Here is a 20729-nt window from a genome sequence, read left to right on the forward strand (position 1 = left end):
CAGCGCAGCTTTGGCGCGCACGATGGCAGCGGAGTCGTTGGCGGTGACGGCGCGGGCTTCCACGGCAGCGGCAGCGCCGGCACCGTCGAGGCGGTCCATGTTGGCTTCGGTGGCGTGGCCGGCGTTGGCACCTTTGGTGGCTACTTCGCCTTCTTCTTCTTTGTCGAATTCGTCCCAGCTCAGCATGACGTGTCGTCTCCTGCGTGAGGGCTCAAAGGTGCCCGTGTGAAACCGGATGGTTGGGTGTTCACACGGCCCAGAGGCCGCGGTGGATCTTAAGGAATCGTTTGTTGCAACAGCTCGCGCAGGCATTAAACGGAATCAGGGTTACGGGTGGTCTGCTCGAGGCTTGAGGGGCGGAGCGCAGGTGTTTGCTCCAGCGGGGCCTCAGGTCTGGCTCTTCATCCCAGTGTAAAGGGATATTGCAGGCCCGATTTACCCGCGCATTATAGGGAAAAAATCGGCTTTGTGTTGTGGCGGATGGTCACGGATCGCAGACAAAAAGCCTGCTTTTCAAGCCAAGGCACGGGTTTGCTGGGGTTGGCTGGAGGGACGAGCGGCAGGTTTTTTTTCGAGGGGGCGCAGCGCGGGGAGGAGGGGGAGGTTTTTTGGCCGCAAGAACGATTTCTTGCGGCGAGTACGATCAGGTTCAACTTGCACTAACGAAGTTGTTATCCGTTAGAGCAGCCATTGCCCATTACATGGTAATTAAGAATATGGCGCTGACCTTGTGAATCTTCATATTCCATCTTCACCGGTACAACTTCGCAGACTTCTGGAATCGCGCTCATGGACAGTACTTTGGCAACGTCCAGATGGGTGCTGTAAGTGTAGTCCTCGACAATCGGGGCATTGCGGTCAGCTACGTCAGTCGGGGCTTCGTCGGCCAGGGCGGCGGTGGCGCACAAGCTGCTGAGGGCCATAACTACTAGAGCTTTCATTTCTGTGTTTACCTTATTGAGGTCGAAGTGGGTCACGGGGCCTTTGTGAGGCCACGTGTGTAACTTAGGGTTGTTTGGTTCGGATTAACGTTGCCTTCGTGGGGGCTGTTGCGTTGTTAATCACAGTGCCTCTGTTGGCGGAAGTGATTCTAGGCTCGCGGGTTATATTCATATACCCGTGCTTTTGATAAACACTATTGGCGGTTTTTGTAACAATCCACGGGTAAAGCTTTTTTCATCAAGGCGCAAAACGCCACGGGCCGCGGGCCAGAGCCGCCAAAGCACATAGCAGGGCAAAATGTAGGGGCTTGTTACTACCATCGTCGAATGGTTCTATGGGGCAGCCCCGGCTAAAACAGGGCATACAAAAACAACTATTGTCACCGAGGTAAGAAAGATGAGTGCGGCTTCCCTGTACCCCGTTCGCCCCGAAGTAGCAGCCAACACGCTGACCGACGAGGCGACCTACAAGGCCATGTACCAGCAGTCGGTGGTCAACCCCGATGGTTTCTGGCGTGAGCAAGCCAAGCGCCTTGACTGGGTCAAGCCTTTCACCGCGGTGAAGCAGACCTCGTTCGACGATCACCATGTCGACATCAAGTGGTTTGCCGATGGCACCCTGAACGTTTCCTACAACTGCCTGGACCGTCACCTCGCCGAGCGTGGCGACCAGGCTGCGATCATCTGGGAGGGCGACGATCCTTCCGAAAGCCGCACCATCACCTATCGCGAGCTGCATGAAGAAGTCTGCAAGTTCGCCAACGCCCTGCGCGGCCAGGATGTGCATCGCGGCGACGTGGTGACTATCTATATGCCGATGATCCCCGAAGCCGTGGTCGCCATGCTGGCGTGTGCCCGTATCGGTGCGATCCACTCCGTGGTGTTTGGCGGTTTCTCGCCGGAAGCCTTGGCCGGTCGCATCATCGACTGTAAGTCGAAGGTGGTGATCACCGCCGACGAAGGTATCCGCGCCGGTAAGAAGATTCCGTTGAAGGCCAACGTCGACGACGCCCTGACCAACCCGGAAACCAGCAGCATCCAGAAAGTCATCGTGTGCAAGCGCACCAGTGGCAACATCAAGTGGAACCAGCATCGCGACATCTGGTACGAAGACCTGATGAAAGTGGCCGGCACCGTCTGCGCACCCAAAGAGATGGGCGCCGAAGAGGCCCTCTTCATCCTTTATACCTCCGGCTCCACCGGCAAGCCCAAGGGCGTGCAGCACACCACCGGCGGCTATCTGCTCTACGCGGCCCTGACCCACGAGCGCGTGTTCGACTACCGCCCGGGTGAAATCTACTGGTGCACCGCCGACGTCGGTTGGGTTACCGGCCACACCTATATCGTCTACGGCCCGCTGGCCAATGGCGCGACCACGCTGCTGTTCGAAGGCGTGCCCAACTACCCGGACATCACCCGCGTCGGCAAGATCGTCGACAAGCACAAGGTCAATATCCTCTACACCGCGCCGACCGCTATCCGCGCGATGATGGCGTCCGGCACTGCTGCTTGCGAGGGCGTGGATGGCAGCAGCCTGCGTCTGCTGGGGTCGGTGGGTGAGCCGATTAACCCTGAAGCGTGGGACTGGTACTACAAGAACGTCGGACAATCCCGTTGCCCGATCGTCGACACCTGGTGGCAAACCGAAACCGGCGCGACGTTGATGAGCCCGCTGCCGGGCGCCCATGCGCTCAAGCCGGGTTCAGCGGCGCGGCCGTTCTTTGGCGTGGTGCCGGCGTTGGTGGACAACCTGGGCAACATCATCGAAGGCGCTGCCGAAGGCAACCTGGTGATCCTCGATTCGTGGCCAGGCCAGGCGCGGACGCTGTACGGCGACCATGACCGGTTCGTCGACACCTACTTCAAGACCTTCCGTGGCATGTACTTCACCGGCGACGGCGCGCGTCGCGATGAAGACGGCTACTGGTGGATCACCGGGCGCGTGGATGACGTGTTGAACGTGTCTGGCCACCGCATGGGCACCGCCGAGATCGAAAGTGCCATGGTGGCCCACCCGAAAGTCGCCGAAGCGGCGGTGGTCGGTGTGCCGCATGACATCAAGGGCCAGGGCATCTATGTGTATGTCACCCTCAAGAATGGCGAAGAGCCGAACGAAGCGCTGCGCCTGGAATTGAAGAACTGGGTGCGTAAAGAGATCGGGCCGATTGCTTCGCCGGACGTGATCCAGTGGGCGCCGGGCTTGCCGAAGACGCGTTCGGGGAAAATCATGCGCCGCATTCTGCGCAAGATTGCCACGGCCGAGTACGACGGGCTGGGGGATATTTCCACCCTGGCGGACCCAGGCGTGGTGGCGCATTTGATTGAAACGCACAAGACCATGAACGTCGCGTAAGGCGGGTTGGTGGTACAGAGCCCTATTCGGTGTAAGCCGGATGGGGCTTTTTTGTGGGACCTTGCAAACTGTGGAGATCCCCGGTGGGAGCGGGCTTGCTCGCGAATGCGGTGGGTCATTCAACATCTCCAGCGACTGACACTCTGCATTCGCGAGCAAGCCCGCTCCCACATTTGGATTGCATTTCATAGCGAGGGCGGTGGTGGTATGACGAGCCTGCATAACCATCAAGCCAATAAATATCGGTTTCTCTCGTAGGACGTTTCTGAATGTTACCGGCGGCCCTAAATGTGTAACCCTGCGCCCAAACATGAGGCAAAGCGCTACGCCTGCGCACCGAAAAGCCCCATTGCAGACACCCATCTCAATAAGATTAAACGCCAGACTTGCCGTGCCAGAAGGGTTTGCGAATAATAGGCCCGCAATTTGCAGTATCAATAGGTTTAATGTCTTTTGTCTCTGCATAAAATTCAGAGGCTGTCAATGTGCTGGAACCGCTTTCTCGGTGCTTCTGTAAATTGTTGTCGCATTGAGGAAATATCGGCTTCCGGCCTGTCGTTAGAATGCCGATCACTCGCTCGTCGTCTCCGGTGTGTAACTGGTGTAGGACGCAGCACCGCAATTCGGTTTCCCTTATGTCGCATCGTGGGCCATGGCTCATACTGCTGTTTTGCCCTATACCGATGGAGTCCCAAGATGAAGAAACTCGTGCTGTTGGGCGCCCTGGCGCTGTCCGTGCTGTCCATGCAGGCTTTCGCTGATGAGAAGCCTCTGAAAATTGGTATCGAAGCGGCCTACCCTCCGTTTGCCTCGAAGGCGCCGGATGGCAGCATCGTGGGTTTTGACTACGACATCGGCAACGCCCTGTGCGAAGAGATGAAGGTCAAGTGCACCTGGGTCGAGCAAGAGTTCGACGGCCTGATCCCGGCGCTCAAAGTACGCAAGATCGACGCGATCCTGTCGTCCATGTCCATCACCGAAGATCGCAAGAAGTCCGTGGACTTCACCAAACGCTACTACCTGAGCCCGGCGCGCCTGGTGATGAAGGACGGCGTAGCGGTCAGCGACAGCCTGGCTGAGCTCAAAGACAAGAAGATCGGCGTGCAGCGCGGTTCGATCCACGACCGTTTCGCCAAGGAAGTGCTGGCTCCCAAAGGCGCCACCATCGTTCCTTACAGCACCCAGAACGAAATCTACCTGGACGTGGCTGCCGGTCGTCTTGACGGTACCGTGGCCGACGCCACCCTGCTGGAAGACGGTTTCCTGAAGACCGACGCTGGCAAAGGCTACGCCTTCACCGGCCCATCCTTCACCGACGCCAAATACTTCGGCGACGGTATCGGCATCGCGGTCCGCAAAGGCGACAAGGAAAACCTGGACCGCATCAACGCTGCCATCACCGCGATCCGTGCCAACGGCAAATACAAAGAAATCGAGAAAAAGTACTTCAACTTCGATATTTACGGCCCAGAAGCCCAGTAAATACTCGCAGCTGTCAGTCCGAAATGGCGCAAGCAACAGAATTCCTGAGGTTTGCGCCATTTTTTCATCCCCCTTTTCGAGGACCTGAATCATGTTGAAAGGCTACGGGGCCGTCATCCTCGATGGCGCATGGTTGACGCTTCAGCTCGCCTTGTCGTCCATGGCCTTGGCCATTGTTCTGGGTCTGATCGGGGTCGCGTTACGCCTGTCGCCGGTGCGCTGGTTGGCCTGGCTGGGTGACTTGTACTCCACGGTGATCCGCGGGATCCCTGACCTGGTGCTGATCCTGCTGATTTTCTACGGCGGCCAGGACCTGCTCAACCGCGTCGCGCCGATGCTCGGCTACGACGACTATATCGACTTGAACCCCTTGGCCGCCGGCATCGGCACCCTGGGTTTCATCTTTGGCGCCTACCTGTCGGAAACCTTCCGCGGCGCCTTCATGGCTATTCCCAAGGGCCAGGCCGAGGCCGGCCTGGCGTATGGCATGAGCAGTTTCCAGGTGTTTTTCCGGGTGATGGTGCCGCAGATGATCCGGCTGGCGATCCCTGGCTTCACCAACAACTGGCTGGTCCTCACCAAGGCCACCGCGCTGATCTCGGTGGTGGGTTTGCAAGACATGATGTTCAAGGCCAAGCAGGCAGCAGACGCCACCCGCGAGCCTTTTACCTTCTTCCTCGCAGTGGCGGCGATGTACCTGGTGATCACCAGCGTGTCGTTGCTGGCCCTGCGTCATCTTGAGAAGCGCTACTCGGTAGGCGTAAGGGCGGCTGATCTATGATCTTCGACTACAACGTCATCTGGGAGGCCATGCCGCTGTACCTTGGCGGCCTGCTGACCACCCTGAAACTGCTCGCCATCTCGTTGTTCTTCGGCCTGCTCGCCGCCTTGCCCCTGGGCTTGATGCGTGTGTCCAAGCAGCCGGTGGTCAACGGTGCGGCCTGGCTCTACACCTATGTGATCCGCGGTACGCCGATGCTGGTGCAGCTGTTCCTGATCTACTACGGCCTGGCCCAGTTCGAAGTGGTGCGCGAGAGCTTCCTGTGGCCGCTGCTGTCCAGCGCCACGTTCTGTGCGTGCCTGGCGTTTGCGATCAACACCAGCGCCTACACCGCCGAGATCATTGCCGGTAGCCTCAAGGCCACGCCCAATGGCGAGATCGAAGCGGCCAAGGCCATGGGCATGTCGCGCTACAAGCTGTATCGCCGCATCCTGCTGCCGTCGGCCCTGCGCCGCGCACTACCGCAGTACAGCAACGAAGTAATCATGATGTTGCAGACCACCAGCCTGGCCTCGATCGTCACCCTGATCGACATCACCGGTGCCGCGCGCACGGTGAATGCGCAGTTCTACCTGCCGTTCGAAGCCTACATCACCGCCGGCGTGTTCTACCTGTGCCTGACCTTCATCCTGGTGCGCCTGTTCAAGTTGGCCGAGCGCCGTTGGCTGAGCTACCTGGCTCCAAGGAAGCACTGATATGGAACGTATCGATCACCTGTTGCCCTGGGGGCATTTGGGCTGCGAGCGCCAACTGAGCGTGTTCCGCTTCGGCAGCGGCGAGCGCAAGGCCTATATCCAGGCCAGCCTGCACGCCGATGAATTGCCCGGCATGCGCACCGCCTGGGAACTGAAAAAGCGTCTCACCGAGCTGGAAGAGCAGGGCGCCCTCAACGGCGTCATCGAGCTGGTCCCGGTGGCCAACCCGATGGGCCTCGGCCAGCTGCTGCAAGGCGCACACCAGGGGCGTTTCGAGGTCGGCAGCGGCAAGAACTTCAACCGCGATTTCGTCGCGTTGGACGAGCCGGTTGCCGCGCTGCTGGAAGGCAAGCTGGGGGACGATCCTCACGCCAACGTGCGCCTGATCCGACAGGCCATGATTGACACTCTCGACGCCTTGCCTGAGCCGGCGAGCCAGCTGCAAGGCATGCAGCGGGTGCTGTTGCGCCACGCCTGCGACGCTGACGTGGTGCTCGACCTGCATTGCGACTGCGAAGCCGCGTTGCACCTGTATGCGTTGCCCCAGCATTGGCCGCAGTGGCGTTCGCTGGCCGCGCACCTGAATGTGAAGGTCGGCCTGTTGGCGGAAGACTCCGGTGGCAGTTCGTTCGATGAAGCCTGCTCGACGCCCTGGTTGCGTTTGTCCAAGGCGTTTCCAGACGCGCAGATCCCGTTGGCGTGCCTGGCGACTACGCTGGAGTTGGGTGGCCAATCCGACACCGGGCGCGACGAGGCGATTTTCCACGCCGAAGGCATTCTGGCGTTCCTCGCCGAGCAAGGCCTGATCAAGGGCCAATGGCCGGCGGCACAATTCGATGCCTGTGAAGGCATGCCGTTCGAAGGCACCGAGATGCTGTTCGCGCCCCATCCCGGCGTGATCAGCTTCCTGCGCAAGCCGGGTGAATGGGTCGAGGCCGGTGATGAGATTTTTGAAGTGATTGATCCCTTGTCCGACCAGGTCAGCATTGTTTGCGCCGGCACGTCCGGGGTGCTGTTTGCCGTTGAGCGGCTGCGTTATGCCCAAGCAGGTTTTTGGCTGGCCAAGGTCGCGGGGCGCGAAGCCCTGCGCCATGGCAATTTGCTGAATGACTGACCCACTGTTTTTGTGAGAACCGACCGCATGTACAAACTTGAAGTCCAAGACCTGCATAAACGCTATGGCAGTCATGAAGTGCTCAAAGGCGTGTCCCTGGCCGCCGCGGCCGGTGACGTGATCAGCATCATCGGTTCCAGCGGTTCGGGCAAAAGTACCTTTTTGCGCTGCATCAACCTGCTGGAGCAACCCCACGCCGGCAAGATCCTGCTCAATAACGAAGAGCTGAAACTGGTGGCCAACAAGGACGGCGCCCTCAAGGCCGCCGATCCGAAACAGCTGCAGCGCATGCGTTCGCGCCTGTCGATGGTGTTCCAGCATTTCAACCTGTGGTCGCACATGACCGCGTTGGAAAATGTCATGGAAGCGCCGGTGCACGTGCTCGGCATGTCGAAGAAAGACGCCCGTGAAAAGGCCGAGCATTACCTGGCCAAGGTCGGCGTGGGCCATCGCAAGGATGCGTTCCCCGGCCACATGTCCGGCGGCGAGCAGCAACGTGTGGCGATTGCCCGTGCCCTGGCGATGGAACCTGAGGTGATGTTGTTCGACGAACCCACTTCGGCCCTCGACCCGGAACTGGTCGGTGAAGTGCTCAAGGTGATGCAGGACCTGGCCCAGGAAGGCCGCACCATGGTGGTGGTGACGCACGAAATGGGCTTTGCCCGTGAAGTGTCGAACCAGTTGGTGTTTTTGCACAAAGGTATCGTCGAAGAACGTGGCAACCCGCGTGAAGTACTGGTGAACCCGCAGTCCGAGCGTTTGCAGCAGTTCTTGTCCGGTAGCTTGAAATAATCAAGGCTGCTTTTGTGCACTGAAGTAGTGCATGATCGGAAATCTTGAGGCTAGCTCAAATCCCCTGTGGGAGCGGGCTTGCTCGCGAAAGCGGTACATCAGATATACCTGTATCAACTGAAACACCGCTTTCGCGAGCAAGCCCGCTCCCACATTGGTTCTTCACCGTTTTTAAGATTTGTGTTGGTTTACCGGCTAGCATTAGCCCCTGTCTTCATTACTGTTACTCGCTTCGGATAGCCCTACATGACCGCCCATCGCATTGGTTTCCTGATTTGGCCCAGCACAAAAGCACTCACGCTTGCGCTGGCTGAGGAGGCCTTGCGCGTTGCTCAGCGGGTGCATCCGGACGTGGTCTACGAACTGTCGTTCCTGCTCGCCGAGCCGGCCTCCGATGGCGCCTGGCAACTGCCGGGCGAGCCGTGGGGCGGCAAGCTGGAAGGTTTCCAGAAACTGTTCCTGCTGGCGGACGAGCCGCCCACCGCCATCGCCTCGCAACTGAGCAGCGCGCTCAAGCAACTGGTGCGCGCCGGATGCGTGATCGGTGGCTTGTCGGCCGGTGTCTACCCGCTGGCCCAGCTCGGCCTGCTCGACGGCTACCGTGCCGCCGTGCACTGGCGCTGGCAGGACGATTTCGCCGAGCGTTTCCCCAAGGTCATCGCCACCAGCCACCTGTTCGACTGGGACCGCGACCGTCTCACCGCCTGCGGTGGCATGTCGGTACTCGACCTGCTGCTGGCGGTGCTGGCCCGCGATCACGGGGCCGAACTGGCCGGTGCGGTCTCCGAAGAACTGGTGGTGGAGCGCATCCGCGAAGGCGGTGAACGCCAGCGCATTCCGTTGCAGAACCGCCTGGGTTCCAGCCACCCGAAGCTGACCCAGGCCGTGCTGTTGATGGAAGCGAATATCGAAGAGCCGCTGACCACCGACGAAATCGCCCAGCACGTGTGCGTGTCGCGACGACAACTCGAGCGCATCTTCAAGCAATACCTCAACCGCGTTCCCAGCCAGTATTACCTGGAACTGCGCCTGAACAAGGCGCGCCAGATGCTCATGCAAACCAGCAAGTCGATCATCCAGATTGGCCTGTCGTGCGGCTTCTCCTCGGGGCCGCACTTCTCCAGCGCCTACCGCAATTTCTTCGGCGCCACCCCGCGTGAAGACCGCAACCAGCGGCGCAGCAGCAGCCCGTTCGAGCTGTCGTCGGTGCCCGCCGAACGCGGCTAGATGCTTATTCCTCCTCTGTCTGGGGCGTCGGTGGCGACAACGGGTTGCCCTGCTCATCCACGCTCGCCTCGGGCACCCGGAAATCTATGCCGGTGCGCTGGTAGTAGCTGCGCAGCCTGCCAATACTTTGCGCCGACCAAGGGTTGTCACTCAGGTCGCAGTCCTCCAGGAACGTGGGGATCATCTCCAGCAGGTCGGGGGGGATGTGGCTGATCTGGTTCTGGCTCACGTCCAGTGTGTCCAGCGCGCTGAGTTGAAACACGCCGCGAGGCAACTCGCGGATCCGGGTGTTGCGCAGGTGCAGTGAAGTCAACTGGCTCAACCGGCTGACATCGGGTGCCAGTGTCAGCGGGTTCTCGCTCAAGTCCAGAAACTCGATGTCCGCCAAGTCGCCGATGGCCGCGCTGTCGGAAGCGCTGAGCCTGAGTTGGCAGTGGGACAGTCCCAGGCTTGTCAGTTTGCGCAGGCTGAACAGCGATTGCGGCAACGCTGGCAGATGACACTGGGTCACGACCAGCGATTGCAGGTTCGGGAAACAGCCCAAGGTGCCGTCGAGCCCGGTGGTCGTGCCGTCGCCGGTGTATTGGAACCAGGACACATGGTCGAAGCGTGCGCTCAGTTGCGGCAGGTCACCGAGGATGGGAGTGTCCAACACCAGCGCATGGGTGAGTTCATCATTCAGGCTCTCTTCGTCTTCGGCTCCTTCGCGGCGCCACGCCTGTTGCAGCAGGGTCTTGAAATCATTGCGCAGCAGTTGCTCACGCGCCCGTTCCGCTTCGTCCAGCGGCGTATCCAGTATGGGGTGGCGTTGCGGTACATCCAGCATCCACTGTTGCAGGTCTGTCGTCAGTTGGGCGTATTCGGCTTCCAGGCGGCCGAGGGTGGGGGACACGGCGTCCATGGTGCCGGGGAGCCTGAAAATGAAGCGGTCGGCTTCGGCCTCGGTAAAGGTCGGGTACAGGCGCAACAGGCGCTCCCGATCGGCCTCGGGGGCCTGGGCATTGAAGTTTTCTCGCCAGGCCTGGCTGTAGCGTTTGACCTGTTCGAGCGCCGCGGGCGATAGCGGGTTGCCGGACAGGTCATAGGCGCGGCTGACCTGCGCCGACAAGTTGAACAGTTCTTCGGGCAGCGTCTCGATGGCGTTATTGCTCAAGTTCACCGTGCTGCGCGGCACGCCGTTGACCAGGCTGGCGGGCACTGCGCGCAGGCCGGTGTTGGCCAGCAATACGTTGGACAGCCTCGGTAGTTGATGAAAGTCTGGCGTACGGCCCAGGGGGTTGTGGCTCAGGTCCAGGTATTCCAGGTGTTGCATGCCTTGCAGGGCGGTTGCGGCGGGCGCTGACAGTGTGATGTTGCACCGGGGCAGGCCGAGAAACGTCAGGTTGGGCCGTGAAAGGATCGCGGCGGGGATCTGCCTGAGTGGGGCGTTTTCGATGTCCAGCGCAGGGAAACTGTCGAGAAACGCCGCGGGCTCCAGTGCGCGGCCATTACCGTGAATCACCAGAGAACGCACATGGTCGAAGCGCGCGCTGAGCGTCGGCAGCTCGCCGACCAGGGGTTGATCGATGACCAGGGACTGGAGCATGCGTGTCTCCTGAGTCGTGATCCGCCTCCAGCTGTCTTCCAGGCGCTGGCTCAAGGCACTGCGCCGGGCCTGTTCCAGGGCCGGTTGCCCGGGTGCCTGGCGCCAGGTGCTGAGCTGTTGTTGCAGCCTGTCCAGTTCACCGGCCAAGCGTGCCAGTTCGATCCGCCCCTGTTCGATATTGCCCGGCAGGGTAAAAATCAAGCGGTTGATTGCCGGGCGGTCCAGTGTCGGGTACAGCCGCTGCGCATCGCGGATATCGGTGGGGTGGGCGTCGGCCTCCCAGCAGGTGCGGTGGACCTGGAAGTAAGCCTTGACCCGTTGCAGGGTCGAGCCGGAAAGGGGGTTGTTCGAGAGGTCCAATCGGTAGCTGGAGGTGGCAGGCTGATTGTAGATCGCTTCAGGCAGCTCGCTGATGCGGTTGTCGCTCAGGATGGCCGCCTCCAGCTCAGGCCGGTTGAGTAGGCCCGCGGGCACGCGATCGATGCCGGTGCGGGTCAGGTCCAGGGCTATCAGGTTGTGCAGGGCTTGCACATCCGGCACCAGGCCCAGCGGGTTGTGATCCAGCGCGAGGGTTTGCAGGCGGCTCATCGAGGCGAGCTCAACCTGGTTGGCAGCTGTGAGCACTATGTTGCAGTCGCTCAGGCTGAGGGTGTTGAGGTTCGGCCAGGTGTGTACTTGCGCCGGTAATCTGCCCAGGGGCGTGTGGCGCACTTCCAGGTGACGCACGCGCTGGAAGCGACTCAAAAACGCCTGGGCGCCACGGGTCGTGCGCGTGCCGATCAGGGACAGCAGCGACACGTGGTCGAAATGGGCGCTCAGGTTGGGCAGCTCGCCCATGATCGGTATGTCCAGACGCAGGGTATGGCCGTTGCGTGCGGGGTCGTCGAAGTACTGGTCGACATCGGTTTCACGCAGCCAGGCCTGTTCGAGTTGCCGGGCCATCAGTTGCCGGTTGCGCCGTTCATAACGGCGTTGGCGGGGGGTGAGCGGCTCGCCGGTTTCAGGGTGGTGGGTAGGGGGCGCGGTTTGCCAGGCCGCCAGCTCTTGCTGCAGTTGGCGATGTTCCTCAGCCAGGGCCGCCAACTGGTTGGCCGCACCGCCGGGTTGGCGTTCCCACTGCTCGAGCAGCGCGGGGATGCGGTCGCGGTCGAGCCGTGGGTACAGCAGCTCGGCCCGTTGTTGCAGCGTCAGGGGTTGGTCGGAGGCGGGCGGTTGAGCGGGATAGCCGCCGTTGTTACCCAGCAGGCGCAGGGTTTCGAGTGACGGCGCTTTGGGCGCGCCATTGCTGAGTACTACGCGCAACTCATCCCGGGGCAGCGGCCGTTGGCGCAAGCGGCGTTTGAGTTCCGGGCCGTCGGTGACCTGGATGCCCAGCGTGTCGCGTTGCGCATCGGGCAAGGCTTTAAGGATGGCGCTGTACAGGTCGGTTTCGCCAAACAGCGCACCCCGGTCGTCATAGGGCACATAGCGGCCATCGTCGGTACGTACCAGGGTGCGCACGATGGTGGCATCGGCGGGGCCGACGCTGTTCCAGACCGGCCCGTGCGGCGATTGATAGCGGGCCACCAGGCGCACCCGAGGCGACCAGCGCGGCATCAGTTTCAGCGAGTTGAGCGCCAGGCGATCGCTGTCGATACCCGCTGTTGCATCCAGGTGCTGGCCTTCATAGGCGCGATTGAGGCGAACCTCCCGCATGGCGGTCATGGCCAGTTGCGCCAGGCGCGGCGGCGTGCGTTGCTGGTCCAGCGTGTGCAGCTCGCTGCCGGTGGCGTGCTCCAGCAGGTGCTCGGCGACATTCACCGGCAACCCAGGTGCGGTGTCGATCAGGCGCTGGGCAGCGGCAGACGGGGCGGGTTGCGGGAGCGTGTAGCGCGAGTCGAACAGTTGCGCGCGTTGCCGTTCGGCAATGTCGGCCAGCACGCGGCGCAGGTTTTTCGCGCGGGTATCCAGGCTCAATTGCGGATCGCTGGCCCGTTCGCCGAACGATGCGCGGATCTCTTGCGGGCTCAGGGCCTCCAGCACGATCTTGAGCAAGTTGCCGTTCTTCAACTGCGCTTCGTGGATCTGCACCACGGGCCGGTCGCTTTCACCGAAGCGCCACGCCACGTTACCTTCGGCATCCAGAAAATGCAGGGCTTTGGAGGTTGGCCAATAGCCGTAGCTGGTCAGCAGTTGCAACTGATCCTGTGGATCGATCGCGTGGTACACCGCCGGGTCGTCACTGCGCAGTTGCTCGATCAGTTGCTCAATGGCGCGGTTGATGCGCATCCGGCTCAAGGTGTCGCTGAGCAATGGGGGAAGCGGGTCGCCCCTGACGTGCATCCTGCGCAGGGCGGCTTCATCCACGCCGCTCAGTTGCAGGGCCAGCGCACGGTCGGCGTCGCTGAGGTCATGCGCGCGGTGACCCAGGCGCTGCAGCAAGGTCGAGGAGTCCCATTGCATCGGCTGCTCCAGCTCGCTGTGCCAGGCGCCGGCGCCGTTATGGGTGAGGGTCGGGCGGTAGGCGTCGGGGCGGCTGGGGTGTTTGATCACATAGCGCCCGGTACCGGGCGTCTGCTCCACGGCATAGTGCTGGCCTGCCAGGGGCAGGATGGCCTCGTCACGCACCTTCAGCAGCCCCAGCCCGTCATGCCCCAGGCGCGGCGGCACGTTTATGGCCTGTTGGTAGGGCTTGAGGTCGGGTTTCCAGTAGCGGGTCTTGCCATTGGCGAGGGTGACGGGCTTGAAACGGTCGATGAACGTCAACACGTTCTGTGGCAGCAGCTTGCGCAGTTCGGTCACGCCCAAGGTGCTGCCGGCGACAAAAATACCCGCCTGCACCAAGGATTCGAGGATATTCATCAGGTGGCCGAACGCCTGCTTGTCCAGGCCTTGCGCCCAATCGACGATGCCTTCAAAAACCTCATCCAGCAGTTGATAGGCCATGTAGCCCAGCATCAGTTCACCCAGGCCCGGGATGAAGGGCGCCACCACCAGCAGCACGGCGTTGAGCACCGATGAGGCGACGCTGACAAACGAGTCCCACAACGCCCAGCGTGCATTTCGATCGGCATCGGCGGTGGGCACGGCCAAGGTGCGGGCGTCATTGAGCAGCTTGTTTAGCGTCTGCTGATACAGGTGTTGCCAGACGTCGCCTGAAATCGCTGTGGCAGCCACTTGCAGCGTGGGCGCAGCGATGGGCTCCTCGCGCCACGGCGCCTGGCCATCGCCCGGCTTGGGAGGGTGCCAGGTGATCCGTGCCAACCGCTGTTTGAGGTCGGCAAAAAACACCCCGCGTTGCGCGTGGGCCACGAAACGGCTGAAAAAACCCTGGTACTGCTCGTCACGCAGCTGCTCGGCCAGGGTCTGCTGGAAGGCGCGCGACGATGCATATTCCTTGATGGGGTGCTGCGGGTCGTCCGGCACATAGGCCACCACGCGCTGTACCGTGCGGGCGTGCTCCGGGTCGGGGGCGAACAGCAGGATGCCGGTGAGTGGGGCGTCCATCATGCTCAGGGCATGGCACACTATGGGACGGCCGCCGATCGTCACGCCAGTGCGCCCGGCGATCAGGTCTTCAATCGCCCTGGCGTAATCGGCCTGGATGTCGCCCTGTACCCGCGCCACTTGCAGGGCTGCGCGCAGGGCGGCCTTTTGGTGGATGTTGACTTTGTGCTGCAGCACGGCGCGGGCGACGGGCTCTGTCATGCCCAGCGCCTCGCGCAGGTAGGTGGCATAGCGGGCGCCGATATCCAGTTCGCGGCACAGCCTGGTGAAGGCGGCAATCGACAGGGCCTGTTTGATCGCGGGCAAGGTGTCGAACTGTCCGTCGTCGGAGGGCCGGGTGATAAAGGTCGAGCCCGCCTCGTATGCCTGCGGGCGCATTTCCTGGGCGTCGAAGTTATGCAGGGCCGCGTCCAGCAGTGACACGGTCCAGGCCCGCGCCCCGCCTGAGGTCAACGAGGGAAACCAGGGCACGTGCTGGGGAATGTAAAGGCGCACGAAGATCGCTTCGGCATCCAGGTTCAGGCTGAAGCGAGTGAGCAGAGCGTCTTCGAGGATCGGCTTGGCGAAGGCCCTGGCGCCCTGTACGTGTGCGAGGGCCTGGTCAAGGTTGTTGCGGGCGGTCCAGAGCTCGGCAGTGTGTTGGCTGAGCGCGGTTTTTAATGGCGTGGGCGCGTTCGCCAGCGCCACGGCGTGTTGCGGTTGGGCGTTTTTCAGGTCGCTGCGGGTGCGGGTGCTGGCTTGCCCGAGCCACTGTGGGAACGCACCGAGCAGCGGTGCGTAATGGCTGTCCGGGTGGCGGGTACTCTGGGCCAGGGTGGCAGGAGGGGAAGCGGTCGTCATGAGCTTGATCTCTTGGGTCATGAAAACGGCTAGTAGATCAGCGGCACTGCGGCCCAGGAGCTTAGATAGTTAGGGGGCGGGGCGTGTATTGGTCCTGCCGTAAAACCGCCGGGCAGTTTAAACTGCGCCTTTGCGACGCTATTTGTCGCATTGGCGTAAACCCGCTGAAAACGCGGGTTGGCGCTATAAGAAGTTGTCGCTTGGCGACAAGGCTGCACTGAAAACTGTCCTTACAATCCCTGCATCGCCCGCCAGTTCCAGGCAGGCGTTCCTCTTCAGGAGACTCCGATGTCCGTTGAGCAAGCCCCGGTGCAACGTGCCGATTTCGACCAGGTCATGGTGCCCAATTACGCACCTGCCGCATTCATCCCCGTGCGTGGCGAAGGTTCCCGTGTATGGGACCAGGCGGGTCGCGAGCTGATCGACTTTGCCGGCGGTATCGCGGTCAACGTATTGGGTCATGCCCATCCGGCGCTGGTCGGTGCACTGACCGAGCAGGCCAACAAGCTGTGGCACGTCTCCAACGTCTTCACCAACGAGCCGGCGCTGCGCCTGGCCCACAAGCTGATCGACGCCACCTTTGCCGAGCGTGTGTTCTTCTGCAACTCCGGCGCCGAAGCCAACGAGGCCGCGTTCAAGCTGGCCCGTCGCGTCGCGTTCGACCGTTTCGGCACTGAGAAGTACGAGATCATCGCCGCGCTGAACAGCTTCCACGGCCGCACCCTGTTCACTGTCAACGTCGGTGGCCAGTCCAAGTACTCCGATGGTTTCGGTCCAAAAATCACCGGCATCACCCACGTTCCCTACAACGACCTGGCCTCGCTGAAAGCCGCCGTTTCGGACAAGACCTGCGCCGTGGTGCTGGAGCCGATCCAGGGCGAAGGCGGCGTGCTGCCGGCCGAACTGGCCTACCTGCAAGGTGCCCGTGAGCTGTGCGACGCGCACGACGCTCTGTTGGTGTTCGACGAAGTGCAAACCGGCATGGGCCGCACCGGCAAGCTGTTCGCCTACCAGCACTACGGCGTGACCCCGGACATCCTGACCAGCGCCAAGAGCCTGGGCGGTGGTTTCCCGATCGCGGCGATGCTCACCACCGAAGCGCTGGCCAAACACCTGGTCGTGGGCACCCACGGCACCACCTACGGCGGCAACCCGCTGGCATGTGCGGTGGGCGAGGCGGTGATCGACGTGATCAACACCCCGCAAGTGCTGGCTGGCGTGAACGCCAAGCACGACCTGTTCAAGGCGCGCCTGGAGCAGATCGGCAAGCAATACGGCATCTTCACCGAAGTGCGCGGCATGGGCCTGCTGCTCGGCTGCGTGTTGAGCGACGCGTTCAAGGGCAAGGCCAAGGACGTGTTCAACGCGGCCGAGAAAGAAAACCTGATGATCCTGCAAGCCGGCCCGGACGTGGTGCGTTTTGCCCCAAGCCTGGTGGTGGAAGAGGCGGACATCAAGGAAGGTCTGGACCGTTTTGAGCGTGCTGTGAAGACGTTGACGCAAGGCTGATACACGGTTCGGTGACCGGCGATGCGGGCACCGAACACAAATTTTGTATGCCGGACTCCTTGGTTGGAGCTGTGAAGGTCAAATGTGGGAGCGGGCTTGCTCGCGAATGCAGTGGTTCAGTCACCTCAAATGTTGAATGACACACCGCTTTCGCGAGCAAGCCCGCTCCCACACTTGACCTCACGGGTTTCAAGACTGTGTCCGGCATTTTTTCCTGCAAGTTTTTCGAGTTAAGGAGTGACACCATGCTGGTGATGCGCCCCGCGCAAATGGCTGATCTGGGCGAGGTACAGCGTCTGGCTGCGGACAGCCCGATTGGTGTCACCTCCCTTCCGGATGACGTCGAGCGCCTCAGCGACAAGATCGCCGCCAGTGAAGCGTCGTTCGCGGCCGAGGTCAGTTTCAACGGTGAAGAAAGCTATTTCTTCGTGCTCGAAGACACCGAGACCGGCAGGCTCGCCGGTTGCTCAGCCATCGTCGCCTCGGCCGGTTACTCGGAACCTTTCTACAGTTTTCGTAACGAGACCTTTGTGCACGCCTCCCGCGAGCTGAAGATCCACAACAAGATCCACGTGCTTTCCCAATGCCACGACCTCACCGGCAACAGCCTGCTCACCAGTTTCTACGTGGTGCCCGAGCTGGTCGGTTCGCCGTGGTCGGAACTCAATTCCCGTGGCCGCCTGCTGTTCGTCGCCAGCCACCCCGAGCGCTTTGCCGACTCGGTGGTGACCGAAATCGTCGGCTACAGCGACGAGAACGGTGACTCGCCGTTCTGGGACGCCATCGGTCGCAACTTCTTCGACCTCAACTACGCCGCCGCCGAGCGCTTGTGCGGGCTGAAAAGCCGCACCTTTCTCGCCGAGCTGATGCCCCATTACCCGATCTATGTGCCGCTGTTGCCGGACGAAGCCCAGGAAGCCATGGGCCAGGTGCACCCGCGTGCGCAGATCACCTTCGACATCCTGATGCGCGAAGGCTTCGAGACCGACCATTACATCGACATCTTCGACGGTGGCCCGACGTTGCACGCGCGGGTTTCGGGCATTCGTTCGATTGCCCAGAGCCGCGTGGTGCCGGTGAAGATCGGCGAGATGGTCAAGGGGGTCGGTCGCCAGTACCTGGTGAGCAATGCGCAGTTGCAGGATTACCGCGCGGTGATGCTGGAACTGGACTACGCACCGGGCAAGCCAGTCACCCTGGACCTGGCAGCGGCCGAAGCGTTGGGCGTCGGCGAAGGCGCGAGCGTGCGCCTGGTCGCGGTTTAAAAGCAGAGTTTCGCGGGTGGCTCGAACAGAGCGGCCCGTCTGAGGAGATAGCATGATCGTTCGTCCCGTACGCAGCAGCGACTTACCGGCCCTGATTGATCTGGCGCGCAGCACCGGCACCGGCCTCACCACCTTGCCGGCCAACGAAGAGCGCCTGACCCACCGCGTGGGCTGGGCTGAAAAAACCTTTCGCGGCGACGCCGGGCGCGGCGATGCCGACTACCTGTTCGTGCTGGAAAACGACGAAGGCCGCGTGGTGGGTATTTCCGCCATTGCTGGCGCCGTCGGCCTGCGTGAGCCCTGGTACAACTTCCGGGTCGGCCTGACGGTCAGCGCCTCCCAGGAGCTGAATATCTACCGTGAGATCCCGACGCTGTTCCTGGCCAACGACCTCACCGGCAATTCCGAGCTGTGCTCGTTGTTCCTGCACGCCGATTACCGCACCGGCCTCAACGGTCGCATGCTGGCCAAGGCGCGCATGCTGTTTATCGCCGAGTTCCCGCAACTGTTCGGCAACAAGATCATCGCCGAGATGCGCGGGGTGTCCAATGACGCCGGGCGTTCGCCGTTCTGGGAAAGCCTGGGGCGACACTTCTTCAAGATGGAATTCAGCCAGGCCGATTACCTCACCGGGGTCGGCAACAAAGCCTTTATCGCCGAACTGATGCCGAAATTTCCGCTGTACAGCTGCTTCCTTTCCGAGGATGCGCGCAACGTGATCGGCAAGGTCCACCCGGACACCGAACCGGCGCTGAGCATGCTCAAGAGTGAAGGTTTCAGCTACCAAGGCTACGTCGACATCTTCGACGCAGGCCCGGCGGTGGAGTGCGAGACCAGCAAGATCCGTGCGGTGCGCGACAGCCAGGCCCTGGTGCTGGCGATTGGCACGCCGGGGGAGGATGCCACGCCGTTCCTGATCCATAACCGCAAGCGCGAGGAGTGCCGCATCACCGCCGCTCCGGCCCGTCTGGCGGCCGGTACGCTGGTGGTCGATCCGCAGACCGCCAAGCGCCTGCAGCTGGTGGTGGGTGATCAAGTGCGTGCCGTACCGTTGTCTGCTGCTCGGGAGTCGAAATAATGAATTCGCTGTATATCGCAGGTAGCTGGCTGGCTGGCCAGGGTGAACTGTTTGAATCGCGCAACCCCGTGACCCAGCAGGTGCTGTGGGCCGGCAACGGCGCCACTGCCGAGCAGGTCGAGTCTGCCGTGCAGGCTGCGCGCCAGGCGTTCCCGGCCTGGGCCCGGCGCCCGCTGGAAGAGCGCATCGGTGTACTGGAAGCCTTCGCGGCTACCCTGAAGAAACGCGCTGATGAAATCGCCCGTTGCATCGGTGAGGAAACTGGCAAGCCGCTGTGGGAGTCGGCCACCGAAGTCACCAGCATGGCCAACAAGATCGCGATCTCGGTGCAAAGCTACCGCGAGCGCACCGGCGAGAAGAGCGGCCCCCTGGGCGACGCCACTGCGGTGTTGCGCCACAAACCCCACGGTGTGGTGGCGGTGTTTGGCCCGTATAACTTCCCCGGCCACTTGCCTAACGGGCATATCGTCCCGGCGTTGCTGGCGGGCAATACCGTACTGTTCAAACCCAGCGAGCTGACCCCCAAGGTCGCCGAGCTGACCGTGCAGTGCTGGATCGAAGCCGGGTTGCCGGCGGGCGTGTTGAACCTGCTGCAAGGCGCGCGGGAAACCGGGATCGCCTTGGCGGCCAACCCGGGGATCGACGGGTTGTTCTTCACCGGCTCCAGCCGCACCGGCAATCATCTGCACCAGCAATTCTCCGGGCGCCCGGACAAGATCCTGGCGCTGGAAATGGGCGGCAACAACCCGCTGGTGGTCGACGAAGTGGCCGACGTGGATGCGGCGGTCTACACCATTATCCAGTCGGCGTTTATCTCGGCTGGCCAGCGCTGCACCTGTGCCCGGCGCCTGCTGGTGCCGCAAGGCGCGTGGGGCGATGCGCTGCTGGCGCGGCTGGTCGCTGTGAGTTCGACGATTGAAGTGGGGGCATTCGACCAGCAACCCGCGCCGTTCATGGGCTCGGTGATTTCCCTGGCAGCGGCCAAGGCGTTGATGGAGGCCCAGGAACTGATGCTGGCCAACGGCGCCGTGGCGTTGCTGGAAATGACCCAGCCGCAGGCTCAGGCCGCGCTGTTGACGCCCGGCATCATCGACGTGACCGGTGTGACCGAGCGCGAAGACGAAGAACTGTTCGGCCCGCTGTTGCAGGTGATTCGCTACGCTGATTTCGCGGCGGCGATTGCCGAGGCCAACAACACCCGGTACGGCCTGGCCGCGGGTTTGTTGTCGGACTCCGAAGCGCGTTACCAGCAGTTCTGGCTGGAAAGCCGCGCCGGGATCGTCAACTGGAACAAACAACTGACCGGCGCGGCGAGTACCGCGCCGTTCGGTGGGGTAGGGGCGTCGGGCAACCATCGCGCCAGTGCGTATTACGCGGCGGATTATTGTGCATATCCGGTGGCGTCGCTGGAAACTCCATCATTGGTTGTCCCAGCAACCCTGACTCCTGGGATAACACTGATCTAAATGAGGGAGCGGGCTTGCTCGCGAAAGCAGTCTGTCAGTTGATGCATCAGGTGCCTGACTCACCGCGTTCGCGAGCAAGCCCGCTCCCACATTTGATCTCAGTTGTGTTGAAGAT

At 61.9% G+C, this 20729-nt stretch carries 13 protein-coding genes and 1 pseudogene; 11 read left to right on the forward strand and 3 right to left on the reverse strand.

Annotation, left to right across the window (positions count from 1 at the left end):
• Positions 1–186, reverse strand: a pseudogene (locus LIY36_RS24890) (ribonucleotide-diphosphate reductase subunit beta); the annotation flags it as partial.
• A gap of 485 nt (positions 187–671) precedes the next feature.
• On the reverse strand, positions 672–941 hold the full coding sequence (locus LIY36_RS24895; protein WP_192300705.1) for a DUF2790 domain-containing protein: 270 nt from the start codon (positions 939–941) through the stop codon (positions 672–674).
• Between the two features lie 397 nt (positions 942–1338).
• Here LIY36_RS24895 and acs point away from each other — a divergent pair, with 397 nt between their 5' ends.
• The 7 genes from acs (at position 1339) to argR (ending at position 9385) form a co-directional block, all read left to right on the forward strand.
• Entirely contained in the window at positions 1339–3294 is a 1956-nt protein-coding gene (acs, locus tag LIY36_RS24900) for an acetate--CoA ligase (protein ID WP_192300637.1), read from the forward strand.
• Between the two features lie 696 nt (positions 3295–3990).
• Positions 3991–4776: an ABC transporter substrate-binding protein gene (locus tag LIY36_RS24905; protein WP_226457534.1), complete on the forward strand. Its 786-nt coding sequence runs from the start codon at positions 3991–3993 to the stop codon at positions 4774–4776.
• Positions 4777–4867: 91 nt separating this feature from the next.
• Positions 4868–5557, forward strand: a complete 690-nt coding sequence (locus tag LIY36_RS24910; RefSeq protein WP_010208305.1) for an ABC transporter permease — start codon at positions 4868–4870, stop codon at positions 5555–5557.
• Positions 5554–6252 carry an ABC transporter permease gene (locus LIY36_RS24915; RefSeq protein WP_061449306.1) on the forward strand — a complete coding sequence of 233 codons (699 nt, stop codon included), beginning with the start codon at positions 5554–5556 and terminating at the stop codon, positions 6250–6252. Before LIY36_RS24910 ends, LIY36_RS24915 begins: the two co-directional genes overlap by 4 nt.
• 1 nt (position 6253) lies before the next feature.
• Positions 6254–7366 carry a M14 family metallopeptidase gene (locus LIY36_RS24920; protein WP_226457535.1) on the forward strand — a complete coding sequence of 371 codons (1113 nt, stop codon included), beginning with the start codon at positions 6254–6256 and terminating at the stop codon, positions 7364–7366.
• 27 nt (positions 7367–7393) lie between these two features.
• Entirely contained in the window at positions 7394–8158 is a 765-nt protein-coding gene (locus tag LIY36_RS24925; protein WP_090400457.1) for an ABC transporter ATP-binding protein, read from the forward strand.
• Positions 8159–8404: 246 nt separating this feature from the next.
• Complete coding sequence (gene argR, locus LIY36_RS24930) at positions 8405–9385, forward strand: transcriptional regulator ArgR (protein ID WP_192300640.1); 981 nt, start codon at positions 8405–8407, stop codon at positions 9383–9385.
• Between the two features lie 4 nt (positions 9386–9389).
• Here argR and LIY36_RS24935 read toward each other — a convergent pair whose 3' ends face one another.
• Entirely contained in the window at positions 9390–15296 is a 5907-nt protein-coding gene (locus LIY36_RS24935) for a dermonecrotic toxin domain-containing protein (RefSeq protein ID WP_226457536.1), read from the reverse strand.
• Positions 15297–15584: 288 nt separating this feature from the next.
• On the opposite strand from LIY36_RS24935, the gene LIY36_RS24940 reads away from it, so the two are divergent.
• The 4 genes from LIY36_RS24940 (at position 15585) to astD (ending at position 20614) form a co-directional block, all read left to right on the forward strand.
• The gene (locus LIY36_RS24940; RefSeq protein WP_226457537.1) at positions 15585–16805 is read left to right on the forward strand and encodes an aspartate aminotransferase family protein; all 1221 of its coding nucleotides are present in this window, start codon (positions 15585–15587) and stop codon (positions 16803–16805) included.
• 245 nt (positions 16806–17050) lie between these two features.
• Positions 17051–18070: an arginine/ornithine succinyltransferase subunit alpha gene (gene aruF, locus LIY36_RS24945; RefSeq protein WP_226457538.1), complete on the forward strand. Its 1020-nt coding sequence runs from the start codon at positions 17051–17053 to the stop codon at positions 18068–18070.
• A gap of 52 nt (positions 18071–18122) precedes the next feature.
• A complete protein-coding gene (astA, locus tag LIY36_RS24950) occupies positions 18123–19148 on the forward strand; it encodes an arginine N-succinyltransferase (RefSeq protein ID WP_192300643.1) in 1026 nt (341 codons plus the stop codon).
• The gene (gene astD, locus LIY36_RS24955) at positions 19145–20614 is read left to right on the forward strand and encodes a succinylglutamate-semialdehyde dehydrogenase (protein ID WP_226457567.1); all 1470 of its coding nucleotides are present in this window, start codon (positions 19145–19147) and stop codon (positions 20612–20614) included. Before astA ends, astD begins: the two co-directional genes overlap by 4 nt.
• Positions 20615–20729: the final 115 nt, after the last annotated feature.

It is taken from the genome of Pseudomonas sp. AF03-9 (assembly GCF_020515815.1).
GTDB lineage: Bacteria > Pseudomonadota > Gammaproteobacteria > Pseudomonadales > Pseudomonadaceae > Aquipseudomonas.

What these genes read in the sequence shown, in the direction of transcription:
- LIY36_RS24895 (WP_192300705.1), bottom strand. Translation starts at nt 941, where the DNA reads ATGAAAGCTCTAGTAGTTATGGCCCTCAGCAGCTTGTGCGCCACCGCC.
- acs (WP_192300637.1), top strand. Translation starts at nt 1,339, where the DNA reads ATGAGTGCGGCTTCCCTGTACCCCGTTCGCCCCGAAGTAGCAGCCAAC.
- LIY36_RS24905 (WP_226457534.1), top strand. Translation starts at nt 3,991, where the DNA reads ATGAAGAAACTCGTGCTGTTGGGCGCCCTGGCGCTGTCCGTGCTGTCC.
- LIY36_RS24910 (WP_010208305.1), top strand. Translation starts at nt 4,868, where the DNA reads ATGTTGAAAGGCTACGGGGCCGTCATCCTCGATGGCGCATGGTTGACG.
- LIY36_RS24915 (WP_061449306.1), top strand. Translation starts at nt 5,554, where the DNA reads ATGATCTTCGACTACAACGTCATCTGGGAGGCCATGCCGCTGTACCTT.
- LIY36_RS24920 (WP_226457535.1), top strand. Translation starts at nt 6,254, where the DNA reads ATGGAACGTATCGATCACCTGTTGCCCTGGGGGCATTTGGGCTGCGAG.
- LIY36_RS24925 (WP_090400457.1), top strand. Translation starts at nt 7,394, where the DNA reads ATGTACAAACTTGAAGTCCAAGACCTGCATAAACGCTATGGCAGTCAT.
- argR (WP_192300640.1), top strand. Translation starts at nt 8,405, where the DNA reads ATGACCGCCCATCGCATTGGTTTCCTGATTTGGCCCAGCACAAAAGCA.
- LIY36_RS24935 (WP_226457536.1), bottom strand. Translation starts at nt 15,296, where the DNA reads ATGACGACCGCTTCCCCTCCTGCCACCCTGGCCCAGAGTACCCGCCAC.
- LIY36_RS24940 (WP_226457537.1), top strand. Translation starts at nt 15,585, where the DNA reads ATGTCCGTTGAGCAAGCCCCGGTGCAACGTGCCGATTTCGACCAGGTC.
- aruF (WP_226457538.1), top strand. Translation starts at nt 17,051, where the DNA reads ATGCTGGTGATGCGCCCCGCGCAAATGGCTGATCTGGGCGAGGTACAG.
- astA (WP_192300643.1), top strand. Translation starts at nt 18,123, where the DNA reads ATGATCGTTCGTCCCGTACGCAGCAGCGACTTACCGGCCCTGATTGAT.